Source organism: Mammaliicoccus sp. RAM2, from assembly GCF_045897195.1.
GTDB lineage: Bacteria > Bacillota > Bacilli > Staphylococcales > Staphylococcaceae > Mammaliicoccus > Mammaliicoccus sciuri.
In genome coordinates this window covers 30956-55263 of record NZ_JBJNWI010000006.1, presented here as the reverse complement: position 1 = coordinate 55263, position 24308 = coordinate 30956, and the positions used below count along the sequence as shown (strand labels likewise).

Below are 24308 nucleotides of genomic sequence, written 5' to 3'. Positions count from 1 at the left end.
CATAACATGGCAAAAATAAAAATTGGTCAAGTTGGTTTAGGTAGATTAGGAAAAGTGCATGCAGAAAACATTGTTAACCATGTAAAGGGTGCAGAATTATTCGCTGTTGCAAGTGTTGTTGAGCAAGAATTAGCATATGCTAAAGAAGAATTAGGAGTAAAAAATTGTTATACATCCTATTCAGAGATGATAGAAAACGACGAGCTTGATGCAGTTGTAATTGTTTCACCGAGTGGATTTCATGCAGTTCAAATTTCACAAGCATTAGAAAAAGGTTTACATGTCTTTTCAGAAAAACCTATTGGACTTGAGTTAGACAATATTAAACAAGTTGTTGAAAAAATAAATAGTCACTCAGATAAAGTATTTCAGTTAGGTTTTATGCGTAGATTTGATGATTCTTATCAATTTGCTAAAGACGTTGTTCAGAATGGTGAACTAGGCAAAATTACAGCAATGAGATGTTATGGAATTGACCCTAGTGCAGGGTTAGACAGCTTTATACAATTTGCGAAGAACAGTGCAAGTGGTGGCATATTTTTAGATATGTCGATTCATGATATTGATCTTGTACGTTGGTTTACAGGTTCAGAATTTAAAACTGTTTATTCACTAGGTAATAACATAGCAGCACCTGAATTAACCGAATGTGAAGAATTGGAAACAGGTGCATGTCTGGCAGAATTAGAAGATGGCACAATCGCATACTTATTAGCTGGAAGAAATGCTCAACATGGATATCATGTTGAAACAGAAATTATAGGAACTGAAGGTATGATAAGAATCGGAAATGCACCTGAGAAAAACTTAGTTACAGTTTATGACAAAAACGGTGTCGTTAGACCAACTTCAGGTCATTTTCCTGAACGCTTTAAATTAGCATTTATTAATGAAATTAATGCATTTATAGAATCTATCAATAATAATGTTCCTTCATCAATAACAGGTATTGATGGATTAAAAAGTACAGAAGTTGCAATTGCAATGCAAGAATCGTATGAGAAGAAAACAATCATTACGTTATGAGGTGAAGTAAATGACTAAAAATATTCGATACGCATGTGCACCGATAGCTTGGACAAATGATGATTTGCCAGAACTAGGGCGTGAAAATTCATTTGAACAATGTATTAGTGAAATGGCACTCTCTGGGTATGAAGGTACAGAAATAGGTAACAAGTACCCGAAAGATCCTGAAGTCTTGAAATCATATTTGGAACCAAGAGGATTATCTGTCGCAAGTGCATGGTTGAGTTTATATTTAACTTCGGAACCATATGAAGTAACAGAAGAAGCGTTTATAAAACATAGAGATTTTTTATATGAATTAGGCGCAAAAGTTATTGTTGTTTCAGAACAAGGCAATAGTATTCAAGGGGATTTAACGAAAGCATTATTTAAAGAAAAACCTATATTTACAGAACAAGAATGGCAATTATTAGTAGATGGTTTAGAGAAGTTAGGGCAATTAGCACACGAAAAAGATATGGAAATCGTATACCACCATCACATGGGTACAGGTGTACAAACGACAAAAGAAATAGACGAGTTAATGGAAAGAACAAACAAAGATAATGTTTCTCTCTTATTTGATACAGGACACCTTGTCCTTTCAGGCGAAGACCCGATTGACATATTTAAAAGATATGAAGATAGGATAAAACATATTCACTTTAAAGATGTTAGACAAGATGTAAAAGAAGCAGTAGATAAAGAATGTAGTTGCTTCTTGGATGGTGTGAAAAAAGGTATGTTCACAGTACCTGGAGACGGTGTAATAGATTTTAAACCTATCTTAGATTTAATTTATAAATCTGATTACAGTGGATGGATTGTAGTTGAAGCTGAACAAGATCCAGCGATTGCAAATCCATTTATATATGCTAAAAAAGCAAAAGAGTATATTGCACAATATCAATAAAATTTAAAACAAAATGGTATAGGAGTTAAGGGCTCCTAAAGGGAGAGAATTATCATGAGTATGTTTGCAGCAATTTCATTTATTTTAGTTGTTATATGTGTAGGTGTATATGCTTACTTACGGAGTAGAAAAATCGATACTCAAAATTCCGATGGTTTCTTTATGGGTGGTAGAAGTTTAACTGGTTTTACAATTGCTTCTACAATTATCATGACCAATTTATCTACTGAACAAATAGTTGGTCAAAATGGTCAAAGTTTCGTTGCAGGTATGGAAGTTATGGCATGGGAAGTAACTTCATCAGTAGCTATTGTTATATTAGCACTTGTCTTTTTACCTAGATATTTTAGGTATGGTGTTGATACAATATCAGATTTTATTGAAATGAGATTTGATACATTCACGAAACGACTCGTATCTTTATTATTCATATTTACTTATGTAGTTTCATTCTTACCAGTTGTATTATATTCTGGTGCACTTGTATTTAATAAAATTTTCAACGTAAGTGAAATGTTAAATATAAGTGATATGACTGCAGTTATTTTAATATCAACAGTCATAGGTCTTGTAGGAATTATATATTTGTTCATAGGCGGGTTATCTTTAAGTGCACATAGTGATTCTATCTATGGTGTCGGTTTAATTGTAGGTGGACTTGCTATACCCACATTAGGTCTCATTATTTTCGGAGATGGAAGCTTCTTACATGGATTTGATAAAGTCGTTCAGAACACGCCAGAAAAGCTTAATTCACTAGGTGCAATTGATTCTAAAATAGTACCATGGCCAACGTTATTCTTTGGTATGTTCTTCAATAATTTATTCTTCTGGTGTACTAACCAAATGATTGTTCAAAAAGCACTTGCTGGTAAAAATTTAAAAGAAGCACAAAAAGGTGCTATGTATGTTGGTACATTTAAAATTTTTGGTGCTTTATTCTTAGTATTTCCAGGTGTGTTGGCATTCAATATGTTAGGAGATAAAGTTACAAATCCTGATAATGCTTATCCAATGCTTGTTAATGAAGTATTACCAGAATGGGCATATGGTTTATTTGGAGCAGTTATTTTTGGTGCTATTCTAAGTTCGTTTGTTGGATCGTTAAATAGTACAGCAACATTGTTCTCACTGGACTTTTATAAATCAATTATCAATAAAGAAGCAAGCAATAAACAAGTATCAAGAATTGGAAGGTTGGTTACAGTACTAGTAGGTGTAATTGTTGTAATAATTGCACCAATGATTTCATTGTTCCCACAAGGTTTATATGCAGTTGTACAAGAGTTTAATGGTATTTATAATATGCCACTTTTAGTACTTGTACTTGTAGGATTTTTTGTAAAACGTACATCACAGCTTGGTGCTAAAGTGATGTTTATTTTACACATTCTATTGTATGCGCTTTCAAAAGTATTAATTACAGAAATACATTTCTTATATGTATTAAGTGTACTTTTCTTTGTAGATTTACTTATAGTGATGTTATTCAATAAATGGAAACCATCTGATGAGTTTGATTTCAGTGTAAATTACGCAAAAGTAGATATCACACCTTGGAAACATAGATATTTAGTAGGTGGTATTATCGTACTTGTAGTTATAGGCACTTACGTATTATTCTCACCACTTGGATTAGCATAGGAGGAAGAAAGATATGACACTAACATTTGGCGTAATTGGAGCAGGTAGAATTGGCCAATTACATATAAACTATTTAAGAACACATAAAGATGTAAAGATTAAGTGGATTTCAGACTTATATTGCGACAAGATGGAAGATTGGATTAAAAAAGCAGGAATAGAAAATAAAACTAAGGACCATATGGATATTATTAATGATCCTGAGGTAGATGTAGTAGTAATATGTTCACCTACCGATACGCATGTAGATATCATTAAAGAAGCTTGTGCAAAAGGAAAGCATATCTTCTGCGAGAAACCGATTAGTTTATCTATTGATGAAGCGAAAATTGCATTAGAAGCGGTAAAAGAAGCAAATGTGAAACTGCAAATGGGCTTTAATAGACGCTTTGATAAAAACTTCAAAGAATTGAGGAATATTTTAAATAAAGGTGAACTCGGTAATATTCAAACTTTAAGGATTACTTCAAGAGACCCAGAGCCACCACCAGTAGAATATATTAAACGTTCAGGTGGACTTTTCATGGATATGATGATTCATGACTTTGATATGGCAAGATATTTAATGCAATCTGAAATAACAGAAGTGTATGCAACTGGTGGAGCGCTGGTAAATCCAGACATTGCTCAATATGATGATATCGATACAGCACTTGTAACCCTTAAATTTGAAAATGGCTCAATGGCCATGATTGAAAACTGTAGAAGAAGTGTATATGGATATGATCAACGAGTTGAAGTATTGGGTGATAAAGGTGCAATTGATGTAGGTAATGAACAAACGACAACATTAAATTATCATCGAGCTGAAGGAATATCTAAAGACAATCCGCCATATTTCTTCTTAGAACGTTATAGTGACGCTTATAAAGTAGAAATGGATGGCTTTATTGAAGCTATCTTAAATGACACTGATGTAATTTGCTCAATAGATGACGGCTATAAAGCTCAAGAAATTGCTGTGAAATGTAAAGAGTCGCTACTTTCGAATGAACCTAAGTCATTAGTAAATAAACAATCAAAGACACTTTAAAAAAGGAAGGTGGAACGTTAGAGAATGAATACATTTATACACAAAGCAAAGAAAGAACATTATGCTATCCCACAAATTAATGTTAACGGATTAATATGGATTGAATGTATTTTAAAAGTTGCTGAGAAAACACGTTCCCCCATTATTTTAGGAACGACAGATAAAATTATAGACTTTTTAGGTGGGTATGATTTTATCTGTAAAACAATCAGAAATAAAATAGAGTCAATGAATATAACAGTACCAGTAATTATACATCTAGATCACGGTTTAACTGTTGAAGGATGTAAGAAAGCAGTAGATGCTGGTTATGATTCAGTTATGTTTGATGGGTCTAAATTACCAATTGAAGAAAATATAGAACTTACCAAGAAAGTAGTAGATTATGCACATAAAAATAATGTGATTGTAGAAGGTGAAGTTGGAGCAATTGGTGGAAACGAAGACGGTGTCATAGGAAATGTACAATATGCGAAGTTAGATGATTGTATAAACTTAGCACAAAAATCACATATAGACACATTGGCACCAGCACTCGGGTCAGTACACGGTAAATATAAAGGTGAACCTAATTTAGGATTTGAAGAAATGAAAGAAATTCAAGAAACGATTGATATACCTTTAGTATTACATGGTGCATCAGGTATATCAGACGAAGATTTAGTAAAAGCCATAAAATTAGGTCACGCAAAAATTAATTTTAATACCGAAATTAATATTGCGTGGAGTAATGAACTTAGAGAAGTATTAACTAATGATACGAGTTTATTTAATCCACAGCAAATCTTGAACCCAAGTAAAAAAGCAATCGAACAAACTGTCGAATCAATTATTTATAAATGCCAATCCAACGGCAAAGCATAGTTAATAAAATACAATATAAGTAAGAAGCTAGGACGTGAATAATCAATCGTCCTAGCTTTTTGTAATTTAAAATATTGAGATGAGAGATGTGCACTTGCTTCTAACGGTCAAGAGTCGAAAACAAGATCGTTAGCGCCCCAAAATCCAACTTAAATCCCAACCAAAACATTTTTACCTCATTCTACATATTGATTATATTTTTAATAATGAGTGCTGCGACGAATAAGATGATGATACTTGATACTCTATTCAATATAATGATAAATTTACCTGATTTATCAAATATACCGACTTGCTTACCGGCTATAGCGAGACCGAAGAACCAGAACCAAGAGATAAAGATTGTTGCAACTGTAAATCCGACTTTTTCATACCCTGAATATAGTGATGCACTTGTACCGATAACACCGATTGTATCCATAATGGCATGTGGATTCAGTAATGAAACAGATAGTGCAAAGCTGATTTGTTTTTTAGCTGATATTGCTAAGTCTGAACCATTGCTTGATGATTTCTCGTTCCATAACGTCCAAGCCATATACAATAGAAAAATTAATCCGACGATATATATGATTAATTGCAATGATGGATAGTGATTTAAGATGAGTGATACGCCAAACACTGCAAGTAATATGAGTAATGTGTCACATAGACCAGCTGTAATAACAACGGGTAAAGCTTTATTTAAGCTTTTATGATTTGCACCTTGATTAAAAACAAATATATTTTGAGCACCTAATGGTAAAATTAAACCGAGTGCTAATAAAAGACCGTGGATGACTGCTTGAAACATTTGATTGAACCTCCTTTTTGTATAGTATAAAAGAAATAAGCTACAATGAAATCATCCAGTATTAAATTTATGCCCAACCAGATTGGAGTTACATTGATGGAAAAACCTATCTACCAAAAAATTATAGATGATATGTTAAGAGATATTAATAATGGTCAATTAGAAGTTGGTATGAAAATACCTTCGCAAAGAGCCTTAACACAAAAGTATGGTGTAAATAGATCAACAATTGTACATGTTATTGATATTTTGAAAAGTTATGGCGTGCTTGAAAGTAAGGAAAGAAAAGGGATATATGTTTCGAAAAATAAATGGAATGAGTATGTGAGTAATAATTTAAATTGGCAAGATTATATAGGTAATAGTGTTAACCAGAACAACCAATATTATATTAGAGAAATTAATAGATGCGAATTTATACCTGACATGGTGAGATTAGGGACGGGTGAACTTTCGCCAAAATTAATACCTAATGATGCATTTCATGAAATTATTTCTAAAGATTTAAGTCGTCAATTGACTTCAAATTATGAAGCACCTAAAGGGAATATTCAGTTGAGACAACAAGTTAAAGAACTTGTTAAAAAAAGAGGTATTGAGTGTAGTGTAGAAGAAATTTGTATCACTTCTGGTGCATTACAAGGTTTGAAGTTGATAGCTGATGGATTATTAATCCCCAAATCTAAAATTATCGTTGAAACACCTTCTTATATTAATTCAATTAGAACTTGGCACAAAATCCATTCCAAAATGATACCTTTATCAATTGATTATATAAGGAATAATATTCATGCGATTTTTAAAGAAGATGAAGATTACAGTAATAGCATATTTTATTGTAATCCTACTTTGCATAATCCTACATCACACACATATACATTGAAAGAGAAGGAGCAAATTCTTGAACAATGTAAAGCGAAGGGTATTCCTGTTGTGGAAGATGATATTTATAGTGAGCTGTGGTTTGAAGGTCCGATTCCTAAATCTATGAAAGAGCTTGATACAAGTCATAATGTGCTGTATTTAGGAAGTCTATCTAAAACAGTTAGTCCGGGTCTCAGAATAGGCTGGTTAATTGGTAACGAACGAGTCATTAATCATTTAGCAGACTTAAAAATGCAAAATGACTATGGTGCAAGTTCGATTTCTCAATTTATAGCTACTAAATGGTTGGCACATTACCATGAAACGCATATTGGAGAAATTAAACGCAATTTAAAAAGGCGCAAAGATATGATGGAAGATGCTTTATCAGAATCTTTCTCAGATATTGGTAGATGGTCTAAAGTAGAAGGATCTTTCTATATTTGGTTCAGATTTAATGAAAGTATTGATTTAAAAAGGTTATTCAAACTTGCTTTAGAGGAAGGGTTGCTCATTCATCCAGGGGAGATATATTCAGAAAAAGAAAAGCATAGTTTAAGATTTTCTTATTCATATATTGATGAACATGATATTAAAGAAAGTATTTATAAATTAAGAACGATCATCGATAAAGAAAACTTGTTAAATAAAAGAAAATCCTCGAACTCTTAAAATGAGTGAGAGGATTTATTTTATTATTTATTCACAATATAGTCTGGTGTATCACCTTGTAGTCTCTTAATCGTATTATTTGCGACGATTCTTGCCATTTCATCACGTGCTTCAAATGTAGCATTTCCGATGTGCGGTGTTATCACGACATTGTCCATTGTTTTATGTGCATCTGTAATTTCTGGTTCGAATTCAAATACATCTAATGCAGCACCTTCGATTGTTTTAGATTGTAAAGCTTCAACTAAAGCTTGTTCATCTACAATAGGTCCGCGAGATGCGTTAATAATATATGCAGTATCTTTCATTTTTTCAAAAATTTCTTTATTGAATAAATGATGTAAATCATCAGAATAGGCAGCATTAATTGTAATGAAATCTGCTTGTTCTAACATCTCATCAAGACTCACATAAGTAGCCCCTAATGAAGCTTCTTGTTCTGGCTTTCTATGTGGTCCGGTATATAGGATGTTCATGTCGAAACCTTTGGCACGTCTAGCAACAGCAGAACCTATTTCACCAAGTCCAACTATGCCGATAGTCTTACCGGAGACTTCCCTACCTCTAAAGAATAATGGTGCCCAACCGTTGAATCCTGTTGTTCTACAAAGCTGGTCGCCTTCAGCAATTCTTCTAGATACGGCAAGTAATATACCAATCGTTAAATCTGCTGTAGCATTTGTTGAGGCTTTCGGTGTATTTGTAACATCAATCCCTTTTTCTCTAGCATATTTAACGTCAATGTTATTGAAACCAGCACCATAATTTGCAATGATTTTTAAGTTTGGTGCTTGATCAATAATTTCTTTATCGATATTTGTAGATAGTGGACTAATAATCGCATCTACATCTGTTACTTTTTGAAGTAAAGTATGTTTCGTAATTAATTGATCCCCTTCAAAGACTTCTACTTCAAAATGTTCTTGTAACATTTCTAATCCTTCTGTTGGAATTTCTCCAGTTATGAATACTTTATTCATGATGTAACCTCCTATAAAACTTTTAATCGTTTATATGATAATTATACCCTAATGAGCAAGTTTCCATTCACTGAATTTACGTACGATGACTTCAAAAGCAATGTGATACGGTAAGAAGCTAGAATAAGAAGTTTGGTTAAATAGTTCTATCGGTGAACTATTAACGTATATATTGTAGCTTGCATTCTGAGCTAAATAGTTATCTTTCAATGTTGTAATAGAAATATAACTAATATTTCGTGTATGCATAATCTCGACGTTCTCTCTTAAGTGTGATGTTTCGCCTGATAATGAAATGATGAAAATTAAATCGTCTTTATTCATTTGATTCATAGCGATTTTAAGTTCATTCTCGTCGTTAATAACCATTACTCTTTTATTGATAGAAAGAAAGTGTCGTTGAGCATCACGGGCGACGTTTAGTTGTGCGACACCTGTACCATATATGTAGATGTAAGGCGCTTGATTGATTTGTTCACTTATATAGTCATAGTCGATCATTTTTAAATGTTTCATAGTTTGTTGTAAATCTTGCTCTAAACTTTCAATGATATCTGTCGATGGATTAGATGTTTGTCTATTTAATTTAATGTATGCTTTAAAATCACTATAACCATCAAAGCCAAGTTTACGAGCGAGTCGGTGAATAGAAGAAATTGAAGTGTGTGATATATCGGCTATTTCTTGTATTTTTAATCGATGAATCAAGTGAATATTTTGATTAATCATTTGTATGATATGTATATCATTGTCATTAAGTTGTTGATAATGTTCATTAATCAGTTTATCCAAAATCATTATAATCCTCCATTCGAAGTGAAAAAATTTTCATGTTATGAAAATATAATCTAAGTTTACTATGTGATTTCTATTTACGTCAAACCTATTGGCAAATGTAAGCGCTTCCTATATTGTGGAGATAAATTGATGAGGAAAAGGGGTTAAAATATGAATGCAATTAAACGATTTGGTAGTGCTATGATTGTTCCGGTATTACTATTTGCATTTTTCGGTATTGTTGTAGGATTTGCAACATTATTTAAAAATCCAAATATTATGGGTTCAATAGCTGAAGATGGCACAATGTGGTTTAAAATTTGGAGTTTAATTGAAGCGGGTGGTTGGACAATATTCAACCATATGGAACTAGCGTTTGTGATTGGACTTCCAATCTCACTTGCTAAAAAAGCTCAAGGTAGAGCAACACTAGCAGCATTAATGATTTATTTAGTATTTAACAATTTTATTAATGCAATTTTAACCCTTTGGCCAAAGACGTTCGGAGTAGATTTATCAAAGGGTGTTGAAAATTTAACGGGCGTAAAAGAAATAGCTGGTATTCCAACATTAGACACAAGTATCATTGGTGCAATCTTCATATCAGCAATCGTTATTTGGATACATAATCGTTTCTATGATAAGAAATTACCTGAAATGGTCGGAATTTTCCAAGGTCTACCATACGTTGTTATCATTGGATTCTTTGTTATGATCCCAATCGCTTTTATCGTATGTGCGGTATGGCCAACAGTACAAGCAGGTATCGGTTCATTACAAGGTGTCATGTTGAAATCAGGATTTGTAGGGGTCTGGCTATTCCACTTCTTAGAAAGAATATTGATTCCTACAGGATTACATCATTTCATATACACACCATTTGAATATGGACCTGCAGCGGTCAATGGTGGATTGAAACCTTATTGGATTCAACACTTAACAGAATTCTCTAATTCTGCTAAATCTCTTAAAGACCTTTATCCATATGGATTCTTGTTACAAGGTAACATTAAAATATTTGGTTGTTTAGGTATTGCGTTAGCGATGTACGCTTCAACACCAAAAGAGAACAAGAAAAAGGTATTAGCATTAGTATTACCAGCAGGATTAACAGCAATTTTCGCAGGTATTACAGAACCATTAGAATTTACATTCTTATTTATCGCACCTTACTTATTCTTAATTCATGCATTATTAGGTGCAACAATGGTTACAATTATGTACCTATTTGGAGTAGTAGGTATTCAAGGTGGTGGCGCGATAGAAATCGCGGCAATAAACTGGATTCCATTATTCTCTAATCACGGTATGACTTACGTTGCACAATTTATCATTGGTATCATCTTTGTTGTGATTTACTTCTTTGTATTTAAGTTTATTATTGAGAAGTTTAATGTACCATTACCTGGACGTGTAGCTGATGATGGCGATGCTAAGCTTTATACGAAACAAGATTATAAGTCTAAGAAAGCAAGTGCTGATACACAGATGGATGACAATGCATCAGAATATGATACGAAAGCTATTTATTTCTTAGAAGGATTAGGTGGTAAAGACAATATTAAAGACGTTACAAATTGTGCGACACGATTAAGAGTAACGGTTAAAGATCCAAGTTTAGTGAAAGATAACGACTATTTCACGCATAATCAAATGGCACATGGTGTAGCGAAAAGTGGTACAAATGTTCAAGTAATTGTAGGACTTAGTGTACCTCAAGTAAGAGATTCATTTGAAACGATGATATAAAAATATGGAGGTCATAAATAATGAAGAAATTTAACATAACAATAGCAGGTGGCGGAAGTACATTTACGCCAGGCATTATATTAATGTTACTGGATCATTTAGAAGATTTTCCGATTGATACGATTAAACTATACGACAATGATGCTGATAGACAACAAACCATTGCGGATGCTTGTGAAATATTACTTCTTGAAAGAGCGCCTGGTGTTAAGTTACAGGCGAGTACGGACCCTAAAACAGCTTTTGAAAATGTGGATTTCGTTATGGCACACATACGTGTTGGTAAATATGCGATGAGAGAACAAGACGAGAAGATCCCGTTGAAACACGGTGTCGTTGGGCAAGAAACATGTGGACCTGGTGGTATATCTTATGGTATGCGTTCTATTACAGGCGTACTAGAAATTGTAGATTACATGGAACAATATTCACCAGATGCTTGGATGTTAAATTATTCAAATCCTGCTGCAATAGTAGCTGAAGCAACTCGAAAATTAAGACCTCATTCTAAAATTTTAAATATTTGCGATATGCCTATTGGTATTGAAGAACTAATGGCAACAAATATTGGGCTAAAATCTAGAAAAGAAATGGTCGTTAAATATTATGGTTTGAATCACTTCGGTTGGTGGACAGATATAAGAGATAAGTCTGGTAATGATTTAATGCCAAGTATCATTAAACACGTTGAACAATTTGGGTATTCGACTGACACGGGTAGCGATATTGAACAGGAAGCAAGTTGGAATGATACGTTCAAGAAAGCGCGTGATGTACAAGCACTTGATAAAGATACGTTACCTAACACATATTTAAAATATTACTTCTTCCCTGATTACGTTGTGGAACATTCAAATAAGGACTATACAAGAGCGAATGAAGTGATGGCAGGACGAGAAAAATTTGTATTTGGTGAATGTCAAAAAATCATTAATCAAGGTACTGCTGAAGGAACGGAATTAACAATAGATGAACATGCATCTTATATCGTAGACTTAGCAAGAGCCATAGCGTTTAATACGAAAGAAAGAATGTTAATGATTGTTGAGAATAAAGGTGCCATTTCAAACTTTGAACCAACAGCGATGGTTGAAATTCCATGTTTAGTTGGTAGCGAAGGACCAGAACCTTTATCAGTTGGTGAAATACCAAGATTCCAAAAAAGTTTAATGGAACAACAGGTGGGTGTTGAGAAATTAACAGTTGAAGCTTATGAAGAACAATCTTATCAAAAACTATGGCAAGCACTAACGTTATCTCGCACAGTTCCGAGTGCATCAGTAGCTAAAAATATATTAGATGACCTCATTGAAGCAAATAAAGAATACTGGCCAGAATTGAAATAGTATTGATAATTGAATTTCTATTTATAACGTGCAAGGCTTACGAGTCTCGCACGTTTTTCTTTGTCTTATATCTGTTTAAGAACAATATATCGTATATCGACTTTCTTTAATCGCAAACTTTTAAATGATATAATTAGCTGAAATGATATATATTTTTTATTTAAAAATATAAGGGAGCATATCTATGTATATAGAAAGAAAACCAACAATCAATTTAGCAGAATTAAAGAAGGAATTTACGAGTAATTTAGGTGAAATTGAATATGCGCAGTCTTCTGAACAAGCGCTAGAAGAGTTGTTTAATTTTGTAGAACTACAACATCAATATGCTGCAGCATTAGAAGAAATCGGGACAAAGTTGAAAATATTGGACGATGAATTCCAAGTTGCTTATAAACATAATCCAATTCATCATATGGAAAAGCGTGTTAAAGAATTTCCAAGTCTCATTAAGAAATTAAGACGAAAAGGATTTCCTTTAAATGCGAACTCAGCAAAAGAGAATATTCAAGATATCGCGGGAATAAGAGTTATTTGTAATTATCTAGAAGATGTCTATACAATTGAAAAATTATTACTTAGACAAGCTGACGTAAAATTATTAAAAAGAAAAGACTATATAGAAAATCCTAAAATGAATGGATATAAAAGTTTACATTTAGTTGTATCTATTCCTGTATTTTTAGCAGAAAGTGTTCAAGTAATACCTGTTGAAATTCAAATTCGAACAATTGGAATGGATATGTGGGCGAGTTTAGAACATAAATTAAGATATAAGAATTCCCATGTATCTACAGAACAATATGAAGAAAAGTTAAAAGAATGTTCAATAGAAATAACAAATGTAGAACGTAAAATGCAAGAAATGAATGATGAAATTTATCATGATACGAATAAAAGTATGATAAAAGTAGACGAAAATTAAGACATTAGGCACAAAGTAGAGCAGAAATTCCTTAGATTTAAGGATATCTGCTCTTTTTTAATCATTTAGTATATAATAAATTAAAATCATTCAGGTAATAATATTGAGGAGTGAAAAAATGGAGAAAAACCTTAAAGTTGAAGCTTTTATGCAACGTGAAAAAAAGTGGAAAGATGAATTTGAACTATTAAGAGAAATTATACATGAATGTGATTTAGAAGAAGATTATAAATGGATGCACCCATGTTATACATTGAAAGGTAAAAATGTTGTATTGATACATGGATTTAAAGAATATTGTGCACTTTTATTTCATAAAGGTTCATTACTTAAAGATCCTGAAAAATTACTCATTCAACAAACGAAAAATGTTCAAGCAGCAAGACAATTGAGATTCACCAATGTAGATCAAATAAAAGAACAACGAGATATTATTAAAGCATATGTTGAAGAAGCAATCGAGCTTGAAAAGTCAGGTGCTAAAGTAGAATTAAAGAAAACAGAAGAATATGAAATGCCAGTTGAACTACAAGAACAACTAGATCAAAATAGTAACTTAAAAGAAGCTTTTTATAATTTGACGCCAGGAAGACAACGCCAATATATTTACTATATTAGTCAAGCAAAGCGTCCGGCAACACGCGTTAGTCGAGTAGAAAAATATATTGATCATATATTGGACGGCAAAGGGTTAAATGATGAATAAAGGTAATGAAAATATGAATGCTGTGATTGAAGAAATCGTGGAATTTATTAAGCGTTCTAACCATCAAATCATGATTAGAATTGGTGGACATGGTGGTTCAGGAAAAAGTACATTTTGTCAGGAATTAATAAAATGTCTAGATCCAAAAGACTACAACATGATCAGCACAGATACTTATATAGTAAATACGAATTTAAGAAAACATACAAAGGCGAAATATATGTATAACGGAATAGAGCATGAAGCGAAAGTAACTGCTTGTATGCCTGAAGCGCATAATGTTGATATTCTAGAACGCGATATACGTGCTTTACATAATGGTATAGATATCATGACTATTGAAACACCATGGCAACAATCTGAACGTTTAGATGAGACAAAGAAAGTAACAATCTTAGAAGGTATGACTACTACATTTATAGATTCCCAATGGGTTGATTTATCTATCTACATTTATACGGATAATGAAACTGAGCTGAAAAGAAGATTTGACCGTGATGTTCATGTAAGAGGAATAGATATAGAATATTTAAAGGCATCTCAAGATGAAAGACGTATTCAATATGAATTATTCATGCATCCTCTTCTTGAAAATTTTGATATTGTCATTGATCATTCAAATGATTTGTTTAAAATACTGAAAAATCAATTAAATTAAACCTTTGTTTGATACATTTTGGAAATAGAATGATATAGTAAAAGTGTTAATTAATTTTAAGGGGGATTTTTTGTGGCAGATTCAGTAAAATTATTAAAAACACTTACAGATATTAATGGTATTTCGGGATTTGAGTATAATGTTAAATCTAAAATGAAAGAATACTTAGAACCTGTAAGTGATGAAATTATTGAAGATAATCTAGGTGGTATTTTCGGGAAAAAGAACGCTAAAAATGCTTCTAAAACAATTTTAATAGCGGGTCACTTAGATGAAATAGGATTTATGGTTACGCGTATCGATGATGATGGTTACATTAAATTCACAACAATCGGTGGATGGTGGAACCAAGTTATGCTTTCACAAAAAGTAACGATTACAACAGATGAAGGTAAAGAAATCAGAGGTATTATTGGTTCTAAACCTCCACACGTGTTAAGTCCAGAAGAACGTAAAAAACCTGTCGACGTTAAAGAGATGTTTATTGATATAGGTGTTGATAATAAAGAAGCGGTTGAAGGTCTAGGCATTGAAATCGGCAATATGGTGACGCCTTATTCTGAGTTTGAAACTTTAGGTGACGGTAACTACTTAACAGCAAAAGCATTCGACAACAGATTCGGTTGTGCGTTAAGTGTTGATGTATTAAACGAACTTAAAAACGATGAGCTTGGTATTAACTTAGTTTCAGGTGCGACTGTACAAGAAGAAGTAGGTTTACGTGGTGCGAAAGTTGCTGCAAACAAAATTAAGCCAGATTTATCTATCGCAGTGGATGTCGGTATTGCTTATGATACACCAGGTATGAAAGGGCAAGATCACGAAACGAAATTAGGTAACGGACCACTTGTATTGTTAATGGACGGTACGAATATCGGTCACGTTGGATTTAGAAAATTCATCAAAAACGTAGCAAAAGATAAAGGTATTGATGTTCAATGGGATAATATAACAGGTGGCGGAACAGATGCAGGTAGTATTCATGTAGCAAACGAAGGTACACCAACAATCTCAATCGGCGTTCCATTACGTTATATGCATTCAAACGTATCAATCCTTCATAAAGAAGACTACTTAAACGCAGTAAAATTAGTAGCTGAAATTGTAAAAGCATTAAACGATGAAACAGTTAAAAATATTATGTGGTAAGAAATTGTAAAAAATAAATAAAAAGATATATCTTAAACAAGAGACAAATCAAATTGAATAACAATTTGGTTTGTCTTTTGTTTACGGAGAGAATGAGGTGAAATTTTGAATAGAACAATTTATTTTGTGAGGCATTCTATCAGGGATACTCGTATAAAAGAGGTTGAATCAGCACCTCTTACTGAATTAGGTAAACAGTATGCAATGCAGATGTCGGAATTCTTTCAATATAAAAATATTCAACATATATTATCAAGTCCTTATAAACGGACGATTGATACAATTAAACCTACTGCTGAGCTATTGAATCTTAAAATTAAAGAAATCGAGCCATTTAAAGAACGAATAATAGGTGAATGGGTAGAAAATTTTGATGAATTTTCTTTGAGACAATGGAGTCAAACAGATTATAGGTTACCAAACGGAGAAAGTCTTGAAGATGTTAGAAACCGTATAGTACCTTCTTATCAAAAAGTGTTGAGTCAATATGAAGGTAATTTGATCATAACAGGTCATGGTACAGCTTTAGCAGTATTATTTAATGAATTAACTGGATCATTTACATATGAAGATTGGAAAAACATGAAAATGCCTGACATTTATCAACTGGATTATGACCATCAAAATAATATTTCTTTCAAAAAAGTAGAAATGAATTTTTTGTAAAAGTCATTATTATCAACTGTTATGACCAAGTTATAATTTGTTATTATGATAAAATAAATTTTAGTAGTATAGTAATTGTTTTATTGGGTTTATTTTTTGTTTGTAAAGCTTGTAAATATGCTATATCATGATTAATAGAGATGGAAGTACTTGATTCATTCAAGTGCTTCTTTTTTTATATTTATTGAATAAAAAGGAAGTGTAAATCATCGAAAAAGAAAAGAAAAAGTTACTTCGAAAAATGGTTAAACCATTTGAAAATAACAATTTAAAGAAAAGTACAATTCAAATTATAAACACAATCATCCCATTAATTGCGCTTATTGTTGGTGGCTTGGTAAGTTATCAATTACATTGGTCATTATCGATCCTATGTGGTGTATTGGCATCCGGTTTCATTATTAGAACATTTATTATTTTTCACGATTGTTGCCACGGATCATTTTTGAGTAAGAAAAAGAACAATGATTTATTAGGAAATATAACTGGGCTATTAACATTCTTTCCATATGAAAAATGGAGAAGAGAGCATATTATTCATCATACAAGTAGCGGAAATTTAGAAAAACGTGGTATTGGTGATATTTGGGTCATGACTATTGAAGAATATCATGAAGCTTCAAAATTCACTCAATTTAAATATAGAATGTATAGACACCCGTTTGTGATGTTTATATTAGGACCAATATTCCTTATGTTTATTTCAAACAGAATGAATGCTAAAGATGCAAAAGCTAAAGAAAAACGTAACACTTGGTTGCATAATATAATATTGCTAGTTCTTTATGTAGGTATTTTCTTTATTGTAGGTGCAGTTCCATTTGTACTTGTATTTCTACCAATGTTATTTATTGCAGGTATGTTAGGTATTTGGTTATTTTATATTCAACATACATTTGAAGATTCATATTTCGAAGAATCATCAGAGTGGGATTATGTGAAAGCCGCTATAGAAGGCAGTTCATATTATAAATTACCAAAAGTATTTCAATGGATGACAGGGAACATCGGGTATCATCATGTTCATCATTTAAGTCCAAGAATTCCAAACTATCAATTAGAACAAGCACATGAAAAGACACCACCATTACATCACGCAACAACCATAACAATTAAAGAAAGTTTAGAATCTCTGAAATATAAATTATATGACGAGAAAAATAAATGCTTCATTACTTTTAAAGAATATACTTTAAGATTTAAGAGAACACATGCGTAAAAATAATGAGTTGAAACGGGACATTGAGTATGTCCCGTTTTTTTATGAGCAAGTTTGGCTAGAAGTGCAAATACTGATACCGTTATTAGCAGTTTGGGCTGAAGGTGCAAATAACGAGTGTGTTAGTAACACTTCGACCGAGTTTTGTAACTAAGGCGGTCCATAGTAACACTTCTGACTTTTGTACCTAACACCCCCGTTATGAACAAGTTTGGATGAAAGTGTTCACTACGAAGGCCCTACAACTCCCCCTGCCATAAACCTCCGACTCACAAAAAAATATAAGAACTGAATTAAAACAACTATATAAATTATTTCATTATTTTTAATTCTTGCTATAATGATAATTAATTGAAAAGTCAGTACATTTATTGGAAGGGTGAATGTCGTGAAGATTACGAAAATCTTAAATAATAATGTTGTAATTTCTAAGATTAATGGGGAAGAGCGCATTGTTATGGGTGCTGGTATTGCTTTTGGGAAGAAGAATGGCCAGGCTATTGAGAAAGATAAAATTGATAAGATTTTTAGAATGACGAGTGATGAACAAGAAAGAATGCTTACTTTAATTAAAGAATTAGATGATGATGTATTACTAATTTCTCAGGAAATTATTGTTGAAGCGAATAAACTTTATAAGGAACCATTGTCTGAATCCATTTATATAGCGTTAACGGATCATATTAATTATGCAATTAAACGTCATAAAGAAGGTACGGTGATTAATAATCCTTTGCTTTATGAAATTAAGCGATTATATCCAGATGAATATAAAATTGGTTTGTTCGGTATTGATAGAGTAGCTAAACATTTTAATCTTGATATGCCCAAAGACGAAGCTGGCTTTATCGCGATGCATATTGTCAATGCGAATATGAACGAGTCTATCTCAAACGTTTATGAAATTACAAAAATCACCCAGAGTATTGTAAATTTGGTTAGATATCATTTTAATTTAGATATCTCTGAAGAAGAATTAAGCTACGCGCGTTTTATTACACATTTAAAATTCTTCAGTCAGAGATTAATTAATTCTGAAAGTTTAGAAGAAGTGATGGATATATCATTATTGTCATCGTTACAGAAAAAATATAGTGAATCCAATCGTTGTGTCGATAAAATTGGTGATTTTTTAAAAAGAAATTATAATCACGATTTATCTAATGACGAAAGGGTTTATCTTATTTTACATATCGCTCGTTTATTAAAATCTTCATGAAAGCGTTGACAAATAAAATGTAAGCGTTATAATAAGTTTAAATTAATAAACAATTACTTTAAACGGCAAGTGAATTTGCTGTTTGGGATTGTAACTTTAAGTAGGCAAAACCCAGAGTAATGCATAACGAACATTGGGATTCGTATGTATTATTCTGGGTTTTTTTCTATGAAAATGGAGGGATTTAAATGAAGTATGAAGCGTTAGCAAAAGATATCGTAGAGAAAGTCGGTGGCAAAGAAAATATCAATTCTTTAACACATTGTATTACAAGATTAAGATTTCAGCTGAAAGATACGGGAAAAGCTGATACAGAATATTTAAAGAATAAGGAAGGTATTGTGACGGTTATGGAATCAGGTGGCCAATATCAAGTTGTAATTGGTAATCACGTTCCAGATGTGTACGATGCAGTTCGCAAAGAAGCAAATATGAGTGATGGCGCTTCTAGTGGTAGTTCATCAAGTAACGGATCATTATTTAATCGCTTTATTGATTTGATTTCAGGAATATTTCAACCAATTTTAGGCGTGTTAGCTGCAGCAGGGATGATCAAAGGTTTTGCAGCATTATTTTTAGCAGTTGGTTGGCTTACAGAGAAGTCGGGAACATATCAAATTATGCATGCAATTGGTGATGCATTATTCTACTTCTTCCCAATATTCTTAGGTTTAACAGCAGCGAAAAAATTTGGCTCTAATCAGTTTATTGGTATGGCATTAGGTGCAGCACTTGTTTATCCAACGCTTGTAAGTGCAATGGCGTTAGGTAATGAAAATGCAACAATGCTCTTTAGCGGGACATTCTTTGAATCAGAAAGTGCTTTAACATTTTTAGGCATTCCAGTCATATCAATGACTTATACACAAAGTGTTATTCCAATTGTGTTCTCAGTATTCTTCGCATCTAAATTAGAGAAATTCTTGAAGAAAGTTATACCAGATGTCGTGAAGACGTTCTTAGTACCATTCTTCACATTAATCATTATTGTGCCATTAACATTCTTAATTATTGGACCTATCTCTTCATGGGCAGCCAATTTAATTGGTGCAGGTGCAATAGGTTTATATAACTTTAGTCCATTATTTGCTGGATTATTGTTAGGTGCATTCTGGCAAGTACTTGTTATCTTTGGTTTACATTGGGGGCTAGTAGCCATTGCCATTAATAATATTTCAACATCAGGTTTCGATATTATTATACCTTTAACATTTGCAGCTTCATTTGCACAAACAGGTATTGTGTTAGGTATATTCTTTAGAACAAAGAATAAACAACTTAAATCTTTAAGTATTCCAGCATTTGTGTCAGGTATCTTTGGCGTAACAGAGCCTGCTATTTATGGTATTACTTTACCTAGAAAGAAACCATTTATTTATAGCTGTATAGTGGCAGGTATTACTGGCGCTATGATCGGTTGGGCAGGTACGAAAATGTTCTTTATGGGTGGACTTGGTATTTTCGGATATACAACATTTATAGGCAAAGCAGGTTTAGATATGGCATTCTGGATGTCATTAATCGCAACGGGTTCAGCAGTGATACTTGGTTTAATTGTCGGTTATTTAACGCATAGTGATAAGAAAGAAGCAACAATCGAAAAAGGTGCTGATGCTGGAGAAACAGCACAAGAATCAGTCGTAAATGATGTATTAGTAGAATCACCAGTATCAGGTAATGTTGTAGATTTAACAACGATTCAAGATCCAGTCTTTTCATCTTTAGCAATGGGTAAAGGTATTGCGATTGAACCGGATAGCAATGTTGTTGTGGCACCATTTAATGGTGTTGTCGAAAGTTTATTCCCGACTGGTCATGCAATTGGATTAAAATCAGACAACGGTGCTGAAGTATTGATTCATATTGGTATTGATACAGTTAAATTAGAAGGCAAGTATTTTAAACCGCTTGTATCACAAGGAGAAACAGTTGAAATCGGACAACCTTTAATTGAATTCGATAGAGAAGCAATTAAGCAAGAAGGATACGATACAGTTATTCCGGTTGTTGTTACAAATTCTAATTTAGCAAAAGATGTCGTTCTTGAAGATCACAAAACGATTGAAACAGGTAAACATATATTAACGGTTATTTTATAGAGGAGGATTTGAAATGAGTTTAAGTAAAGATTTCTTATGGGGTGGCGCAGTAGCAGCCAATCAATGTGAAGGTGCCTATGATGTAGATGGTAAAGGATTAAGTTTAGTGGATGTACTACCAGCAGGAGAAGAAAGACAAATTCCATTATTCAATCCAGCAAAAGGTTTAAAAGAAACATTCGATTACTATCCAAGTCATGAATCGATTGATTTTTATCATCGTTATGAAGAAGATATTAAACTATTTGCAGAAATGGGCTATAAAGTGTTGAGAATGTCAATTTCATGGCCAAGAATTTTCCCGAAGGGTGACGAAGTTGAACCGAATGAACAAGGCTTAGCTTTTTATGATAAAGTGTTCGACACTTTAAAAGCTTATGACATTGAACCTTTAGTAACATTAAATCATTTTGATACACCACTTTATTTAGCTCAAGAATACGGTGGATGGTATAACAGAAAAACGATTGATTTCTTCGTGAACTACAGTCGAGTTGTATTTGAACGTTACAAAGATAAAGTGAAATATTGGTTAACACATAACGAGATCAACATGATTTTACACATACCTTATATTGGTGGTGGGCTCATTATTGAAGATGAAGCTAATGCTGAACAAATTAAATATCAAGCTGCACATCATTTATTAGTTGGTTCAAGTCTTGCTACTAAAGTCGGTAAAGAAATTAATCCAGATTTCCAAATTGGTTGTATGTTAGCCGCTGGAGAAGTTTATCCGAATACTTGTCATCCACAAGATATGTTAGCAGCACTTCAGAAAAATAGGGAACAATATATCTTTATTGATGTGCAATCAAGAGGTGAATATCCAAGTTATAGTAAACGCATGTTTGAAGAATTAGGTGTAGAGATTCAACAAGAACAAGGCGATGCAGAAATATTAAAAGCACATACTGTTGATTTTATTTCATTCTCGTACTATTCAAGTAGATTAGAAAGTGGAGATGAAGAAGTTAATAAACAAAAAGGTGCCGGCAACGCATTTGCATCATTAAAGAACCCTTACTTAGAAGCATCAGATTGGGGTTGGCAAATTGACCCAGTAGGATTACGCGTTACAATGAATCAAATTTATGATCGCTACCAAAAACCATTATTTATTGTAGAAAATGGACTTGGTGCGAAAGATGAAGTAACTGAAGACGGTAAGATTCATGATGAATATCGAATTAAATATTTAAGTGAACATTTAGATCAAATGATTGAAGCCGTTAAAGACGGTGTTGAATTATTAGGCTATACATCTTGGGGTTGTATTGACCTTGTTTCAGCAGGTAGCGGAGAAATGAAGAAACGTTATGGCTTTATCTATGTTGATCGTGATAATCGAGGTAACGGTACTTTAGACCGTACACCTAAAGATTCATTCTATTGGTATCAAAAAGTGATTCAAACAAATGGTGAAGACTTAAGTTATTAAATATTAACTATCAAAGGAGTAATGAATATGGAGACGAACACTGGATTTAAAGATGGCTTTTTATGGGGTGGCGCAACTGCAGCCAATCAAATAGAAGGTGCATTTGATGAAGATGGTAAAGGTTTATCAAGCGCGGACTTTGTAGAGTATATTCCGAAAGATCAAAGAACGAAAGATAATCATATGGAAGTGACAACTGAACATATTCAGAAAGTGTTGAGTGGTGAACATACCGGTCGATTCCCTAAAAGAGAAGGTATTGATTTTTATCACCGTTATGAAGAAGATATTCAATTATTAGCTGAAATGGGATTTAAAGCATTTAGATTATCTATTCATTGGTCTAGAATTTTCCCTAAAGGATATGAAGCAGAACCAAATGAAGCGGGATTAGCATTTTATGAGAAAGTGTTCAAAACATTAAAATCATATAATATCGAACCTGTTGTCACTTTGAGTCACTATGAAACGCCATATGGTTTAACAGAGCGATATAATGGATGGATAGATCGCGCAGTTGTTGGACACTTCGAGCATTATGCTAAGACTGTGTTTAACCGATATAAAGGTTTAGTTAAATATTGGATGACATTTAACGAAATCAATATTATTAATATTTCACCATTTACAGGTGGCGGTATCATTTCAGATAAATTAGAGAATCCGACAGAAGCATCTTATCAAGCGCTACATCATCAATTATTAGCATCTAGTTTAGCAACAAAAGCTCTTAGAGAAATTGATGCAGATGCACAAATTGGTTGTATGTTAGCGAGAATGAAACATTATCCATATACATGTAATCCAGAAGATGTATTAAAAGCTATGCAAGAAGATCAAATGAATCTACTTTATACAGATGTTCACGCATTAGGAGAATATCCGAACTACTATAAACAATTTTTAAAAGAAAATGATTTTTCATTAAAAATTGAAGATGGTGACTTAGAAATACTTAAAGCATATACAGTTGATTATATTTCATTTAGTTATTATATGTCGTTACTATCCGCAAACAGTGAAGAAGGAGAAGTAACAGAAGGCAACTTGATGAATAGTTTGAAAAATCCATACTTAGAAGCATCAGATTGGGGTTGGCAAATAGATCCAATAGGACTCCGTATCGTGTTAAATGAATTCTGGGATAGATATCATAAACCATTATTCATTGTAGAAAATGGATTAGGTGCGAAAGACGTCGTAGAAGAAGATGGAAGCATTCATGATACTTATAGAATAGATTATTTACAAAAACATATACAAGAAATGAAAAAAGCCGTACAAGACGGTGTAGATTTAATGGGATACTTAGCATGGGGCCCAATCGATTTAGTATCAATGTCTACTAGTGAGATGAGTAAACGTTACGGATTTATATATGTCGATAAAGATGATGATGGTAACGGAACGGGTAATAGATCTAAAAAAGATTCTTTCGAATGGTACAAAGAGGTTATCTTAACAAACGGCGCGCAATTATAGAATGGTGTGAACAACTAAATAGCTGATTTAATAAAAATTCGCATAATCTGACCACAATCAGATTATGCGGTTTTTTTATGCAATAATGCAATCAGTTGCAT

General features: G+C 32.7%; 21 protein-coding genes. 18 read left to right on the top strand and 3 right to left on the bottom strand.

Annotated features, from left to right (window positions below):
• Positions 1-6: 6 nt before the first annotated feature.
• Genes ACJTHF_RS09980 through fba form a run of 5 tightly spaced genes read left to right on the top strand, consistent with a single transcriptional unit; the run spans position 7 to position 5462 of the window.
• Positions 7-1026: a Gfo/Idh/MocA family oxidoreductase gene (locus ACJTHF_RS09980; protein ID WP_058591773.1), complete on the top strand. Its 1020-nt coding sequence runs from the start codon at positions 7-9 to the stop codon at positions 1024-1026.
• Between the two features lie 10 nt (positions 1027-1036).
• Positions 1037-1921 carry a myo-inosose-2 dehydratase gene (gene iolE / locus ACJTHF_RS09975; protein ID WP_106417256.1) on the top strand — a complete coding sequence of 295 codons (885 nt, stop codon included), beginning with the start codon at positions 1037-1039 and terminating at the stop codon, positions 1919-1921.
• A gap of 54 nt (positions 1922-1975) precedes the next feature.
• On the top strand, positions 1976-3565 hold the full coding sequence (locus ACJTHF_RS09970; RefSeq protein WP_048541613.1) for a solute:sodium symporter family transporter: 1590 nt from the start codon (positions 1976-1978) through the stop codon (positions 3563-3565).
• A 13-nt stretch (positions 3566-3578) separates the two neighbouring features.
• Positions 3579-4598 carry an inositol 2-dehydrogenase gene (gene iolG, locus ACJTHF_RS09965; protein WP_058591775.1) on the top strand — a complete coding sequence of 340 codons (1020 nt, stop codon included), beginning with the start codon at positions 3579-3581 and terminating at the stop codon, positions 4596-4598.
• Between the two features lie 24 nt (positions 4599-4622).
• On the top strand, positions 4623-5462 hold the full coding sequence (gene fba, locus ACJTHF_RS09960) for a class II fructose-1,6-bisphosphate aldolase (RefSeq protein WP_107609034.1): 840 nt from the start codon (positions 4623-4625) through the stop codon (positions 5460-5462).
• Between the two features lie 181 nt (positions 5463-5643).
• On the opposite strand, the gene ACJTHF_RS09955 is transcribed toward fba, so the two are convergent.
• The gene (locus ACJTHF_RS09955) at positions 5644-6255 is read right to left on the bottom strand and encodes a LysE/ArgO family amino acid transporter (RefSeq protein WP_078355063.1); all 612 of its coding nucleotides are present in this window, start codon (positions 6253-6255) and stop codon (positions 5644-5646) included.
• 96 nt (positions 6256-6351) lie between these two features.
• Between ACJTHF_RS09955 and ACJTHF_RS09950 the strand changes: the two genes are divergently transcribed.
• A complete protein-coding gene (locus tag ACJTHF_RS09950; RefSeq protein WP_084755313.1) occupies positions 6352-7791 on the top strand; it encodes a PLP-dependent aminotransferase family protein in 1440 nt (479 codons plus the stop codon).
• 23 nt (positions 7792-7814) lie between these two features.
• Here ACJTHF_RS09950 and ACJTHF_RS09945 read toward each other — a convergent pair whose 3' ends face one another.
• Together ACJTHF_RS09945 and ACJTHF_RS09940 are read right to left on the bottom strand one after the other, a co-directional pair.
• Positions 7815-8771: a 2-hydroxyacid dehydrogenase family protein gene (locus ACJTHF_RS09945; protein ID WP_232156773.1), complete on the bottom strand. Its 957-nt coding sequence runs from the start codon at positions 8769-8771 to the stop codon at positions 7815-7817.
• Positions 8772-8819: 48 nt separating this feature from the next.
• Entirely contained in the window at positions 8820-9569 is a 750-nt protein-coding gene (locus ACJTHF_RS09940) for a MurR/RpiR family transcriptional regulator (protein WP_048541622.1), read from the bottom strand.
• A gap of 150 nt (positions 9570-9719) precedes the next feature.
• Between ACJTHF_RS09940 and ACJTHF_RS09935 the strand changes: the two genes are divergently transcribed.
• The 12 genes from ACJTHF_RS09935 (at position 9720) to ACJTHF_RS09880 (ending at position 24207) form a co-directional block, all read left to right on the top strand.
• Positions 9720-11297: an alpha-glucoside-specific PTS transporter subunit IIBC gene (locus ACJTHF_RS09935; protein WP_048541624.1), complete on the top strand. Its 1578-nt coding sequence runs from the start codon at positions 9720-9722 to the stop codon at positions 11295-11297.
• Between the two features lie 20 nt (positions 11298-11317).
• The gene (locus ACJTHF_RS09930) at positions 11318-12643 is read left to right on the top strand and encodes a 6-phospho-alpha-glucosidase (RefSeq protein ID WP_119650302.1); all 1326 of its coding nucleotides are present in this window, start codon (positions 11318-11320) and stop codon (positions 12641-12643) included.
• 184 nt (positions 12644-12827) lie between these two features.
• A complete protein-coding gene (locus tag ACJTHF_RS09925; RefSeq protein WP_058591781.1) occupies positions 12828-13568 on the top strand; it encodes a GTP pyrophosphokinase family protein in 741 nt (246 codons plus the stop codon).
• Between the two features lie 118 nt (positions 13569-13686).
• Positions 13687-14274 carry a YdeI/OmpD-associated family protein gene (locus tag ACJTHF_RS09920; RefSeq protein ID WP_048541632.1) on the top strand — a complete coding sequence of 196 codons (588 nt, stop codon included), beginning with the start codon at positions 13687-13689 and terminating at the stop codon, positions 14272-14274.
• Positions 14267-14932 (top strand): uridine kinase, encoded by a 666-nt coding sequence (locus ACJTHF_RS09915; protein ID WP_232156771.1) that lies wholly within the window; start codon positions 14267-14269, stop codon positions 14930-14932. The genes ACJTHF_RS09920 and ACJTHF_RS09915 overlap by 8 nt, the downstream gene beginning before the upstream one ends.
• A gap of 72 nt (positions 14933-15004) precedes the next feature.
• A complete protein-coding gene (locus tag ACJTHF_RS09910; protein WP_232156769.1) occupies positions 15005-16081 on the top strand; it encodes a M42 family metallopeptidase in 1077 nt (358 codons plus the stop codon).
• Between the two features lie 105 nt (positions 16082-16186).
• On the top strand, positions 16187-16747 hold the full coding sequence (locus tag ACJTHF_RS09905; protein WP_232156767.1) for a histidine phosphatase family protein: 561 nt from the start codon (positions 16187-16189) through the stop codon (positions 16745-16747).
• A gap of 241 nt (positions 16748-16988) precedes the next feature.
• Positions 16989-17966: a fatty acid desaturase gene (locus tag ACJTHF_RS09900; protein ID WP_153653649.1), complete on the top strand. Its 978-nt coding sequence runs from the start codon at positions 16989-16991 to the stop codon at positions 17964-17966.
• A gap of 388 nt (positions 17967-18354) precedes the next feature.
• Entirely contained in the window at positions 18355-19185 is an 831-nt protein-coding gene (gene licT, locus ACJTHF_RS09895; RefSeq protein WP_048541640.1) for a BglG family transcription antiterminator LicT, read from the top strand.
• Between the two features lie 188 nt (positions 19186-19373).
• On the top strand, positions 19374-21284 hold the full coding sequence (locus ACJTHF_RS09890; protein WP_232156765.1) for a beta-glucoside-specific PTS transporter subunit IIABC: 1911 nt from the start codon (positions 19374-19376) through the stop codon (positions 21282-21284).
• 13 nt (positions 21285-21297) lie between these two features.
• Positions 21298-22725, top strand: coding sequence for a 6-phospho-beta-glucosidase (locus ACJTHF_RS09885; RefSeq protein WP_078355070.1), 1428 nt, complete (start codon positions 21298-21300; stop codon positions 22723-22725).
• Positions 22726-22752: 27 nt separating this feature from the next.
• Positions 22753-24207: a glycoside hydrolase family 1 protein gene (locus ACJTHF_RS09880; protein ID WP_119469651.1), complete on the top strand. Its 1455-nt coding sequence runs from the start codon at positions 22753-22755 to the stop codon at positions 24205-24207.
• The last annotated feature ends 101 nt before the right edge of the window (positions 24208-24308 follow it).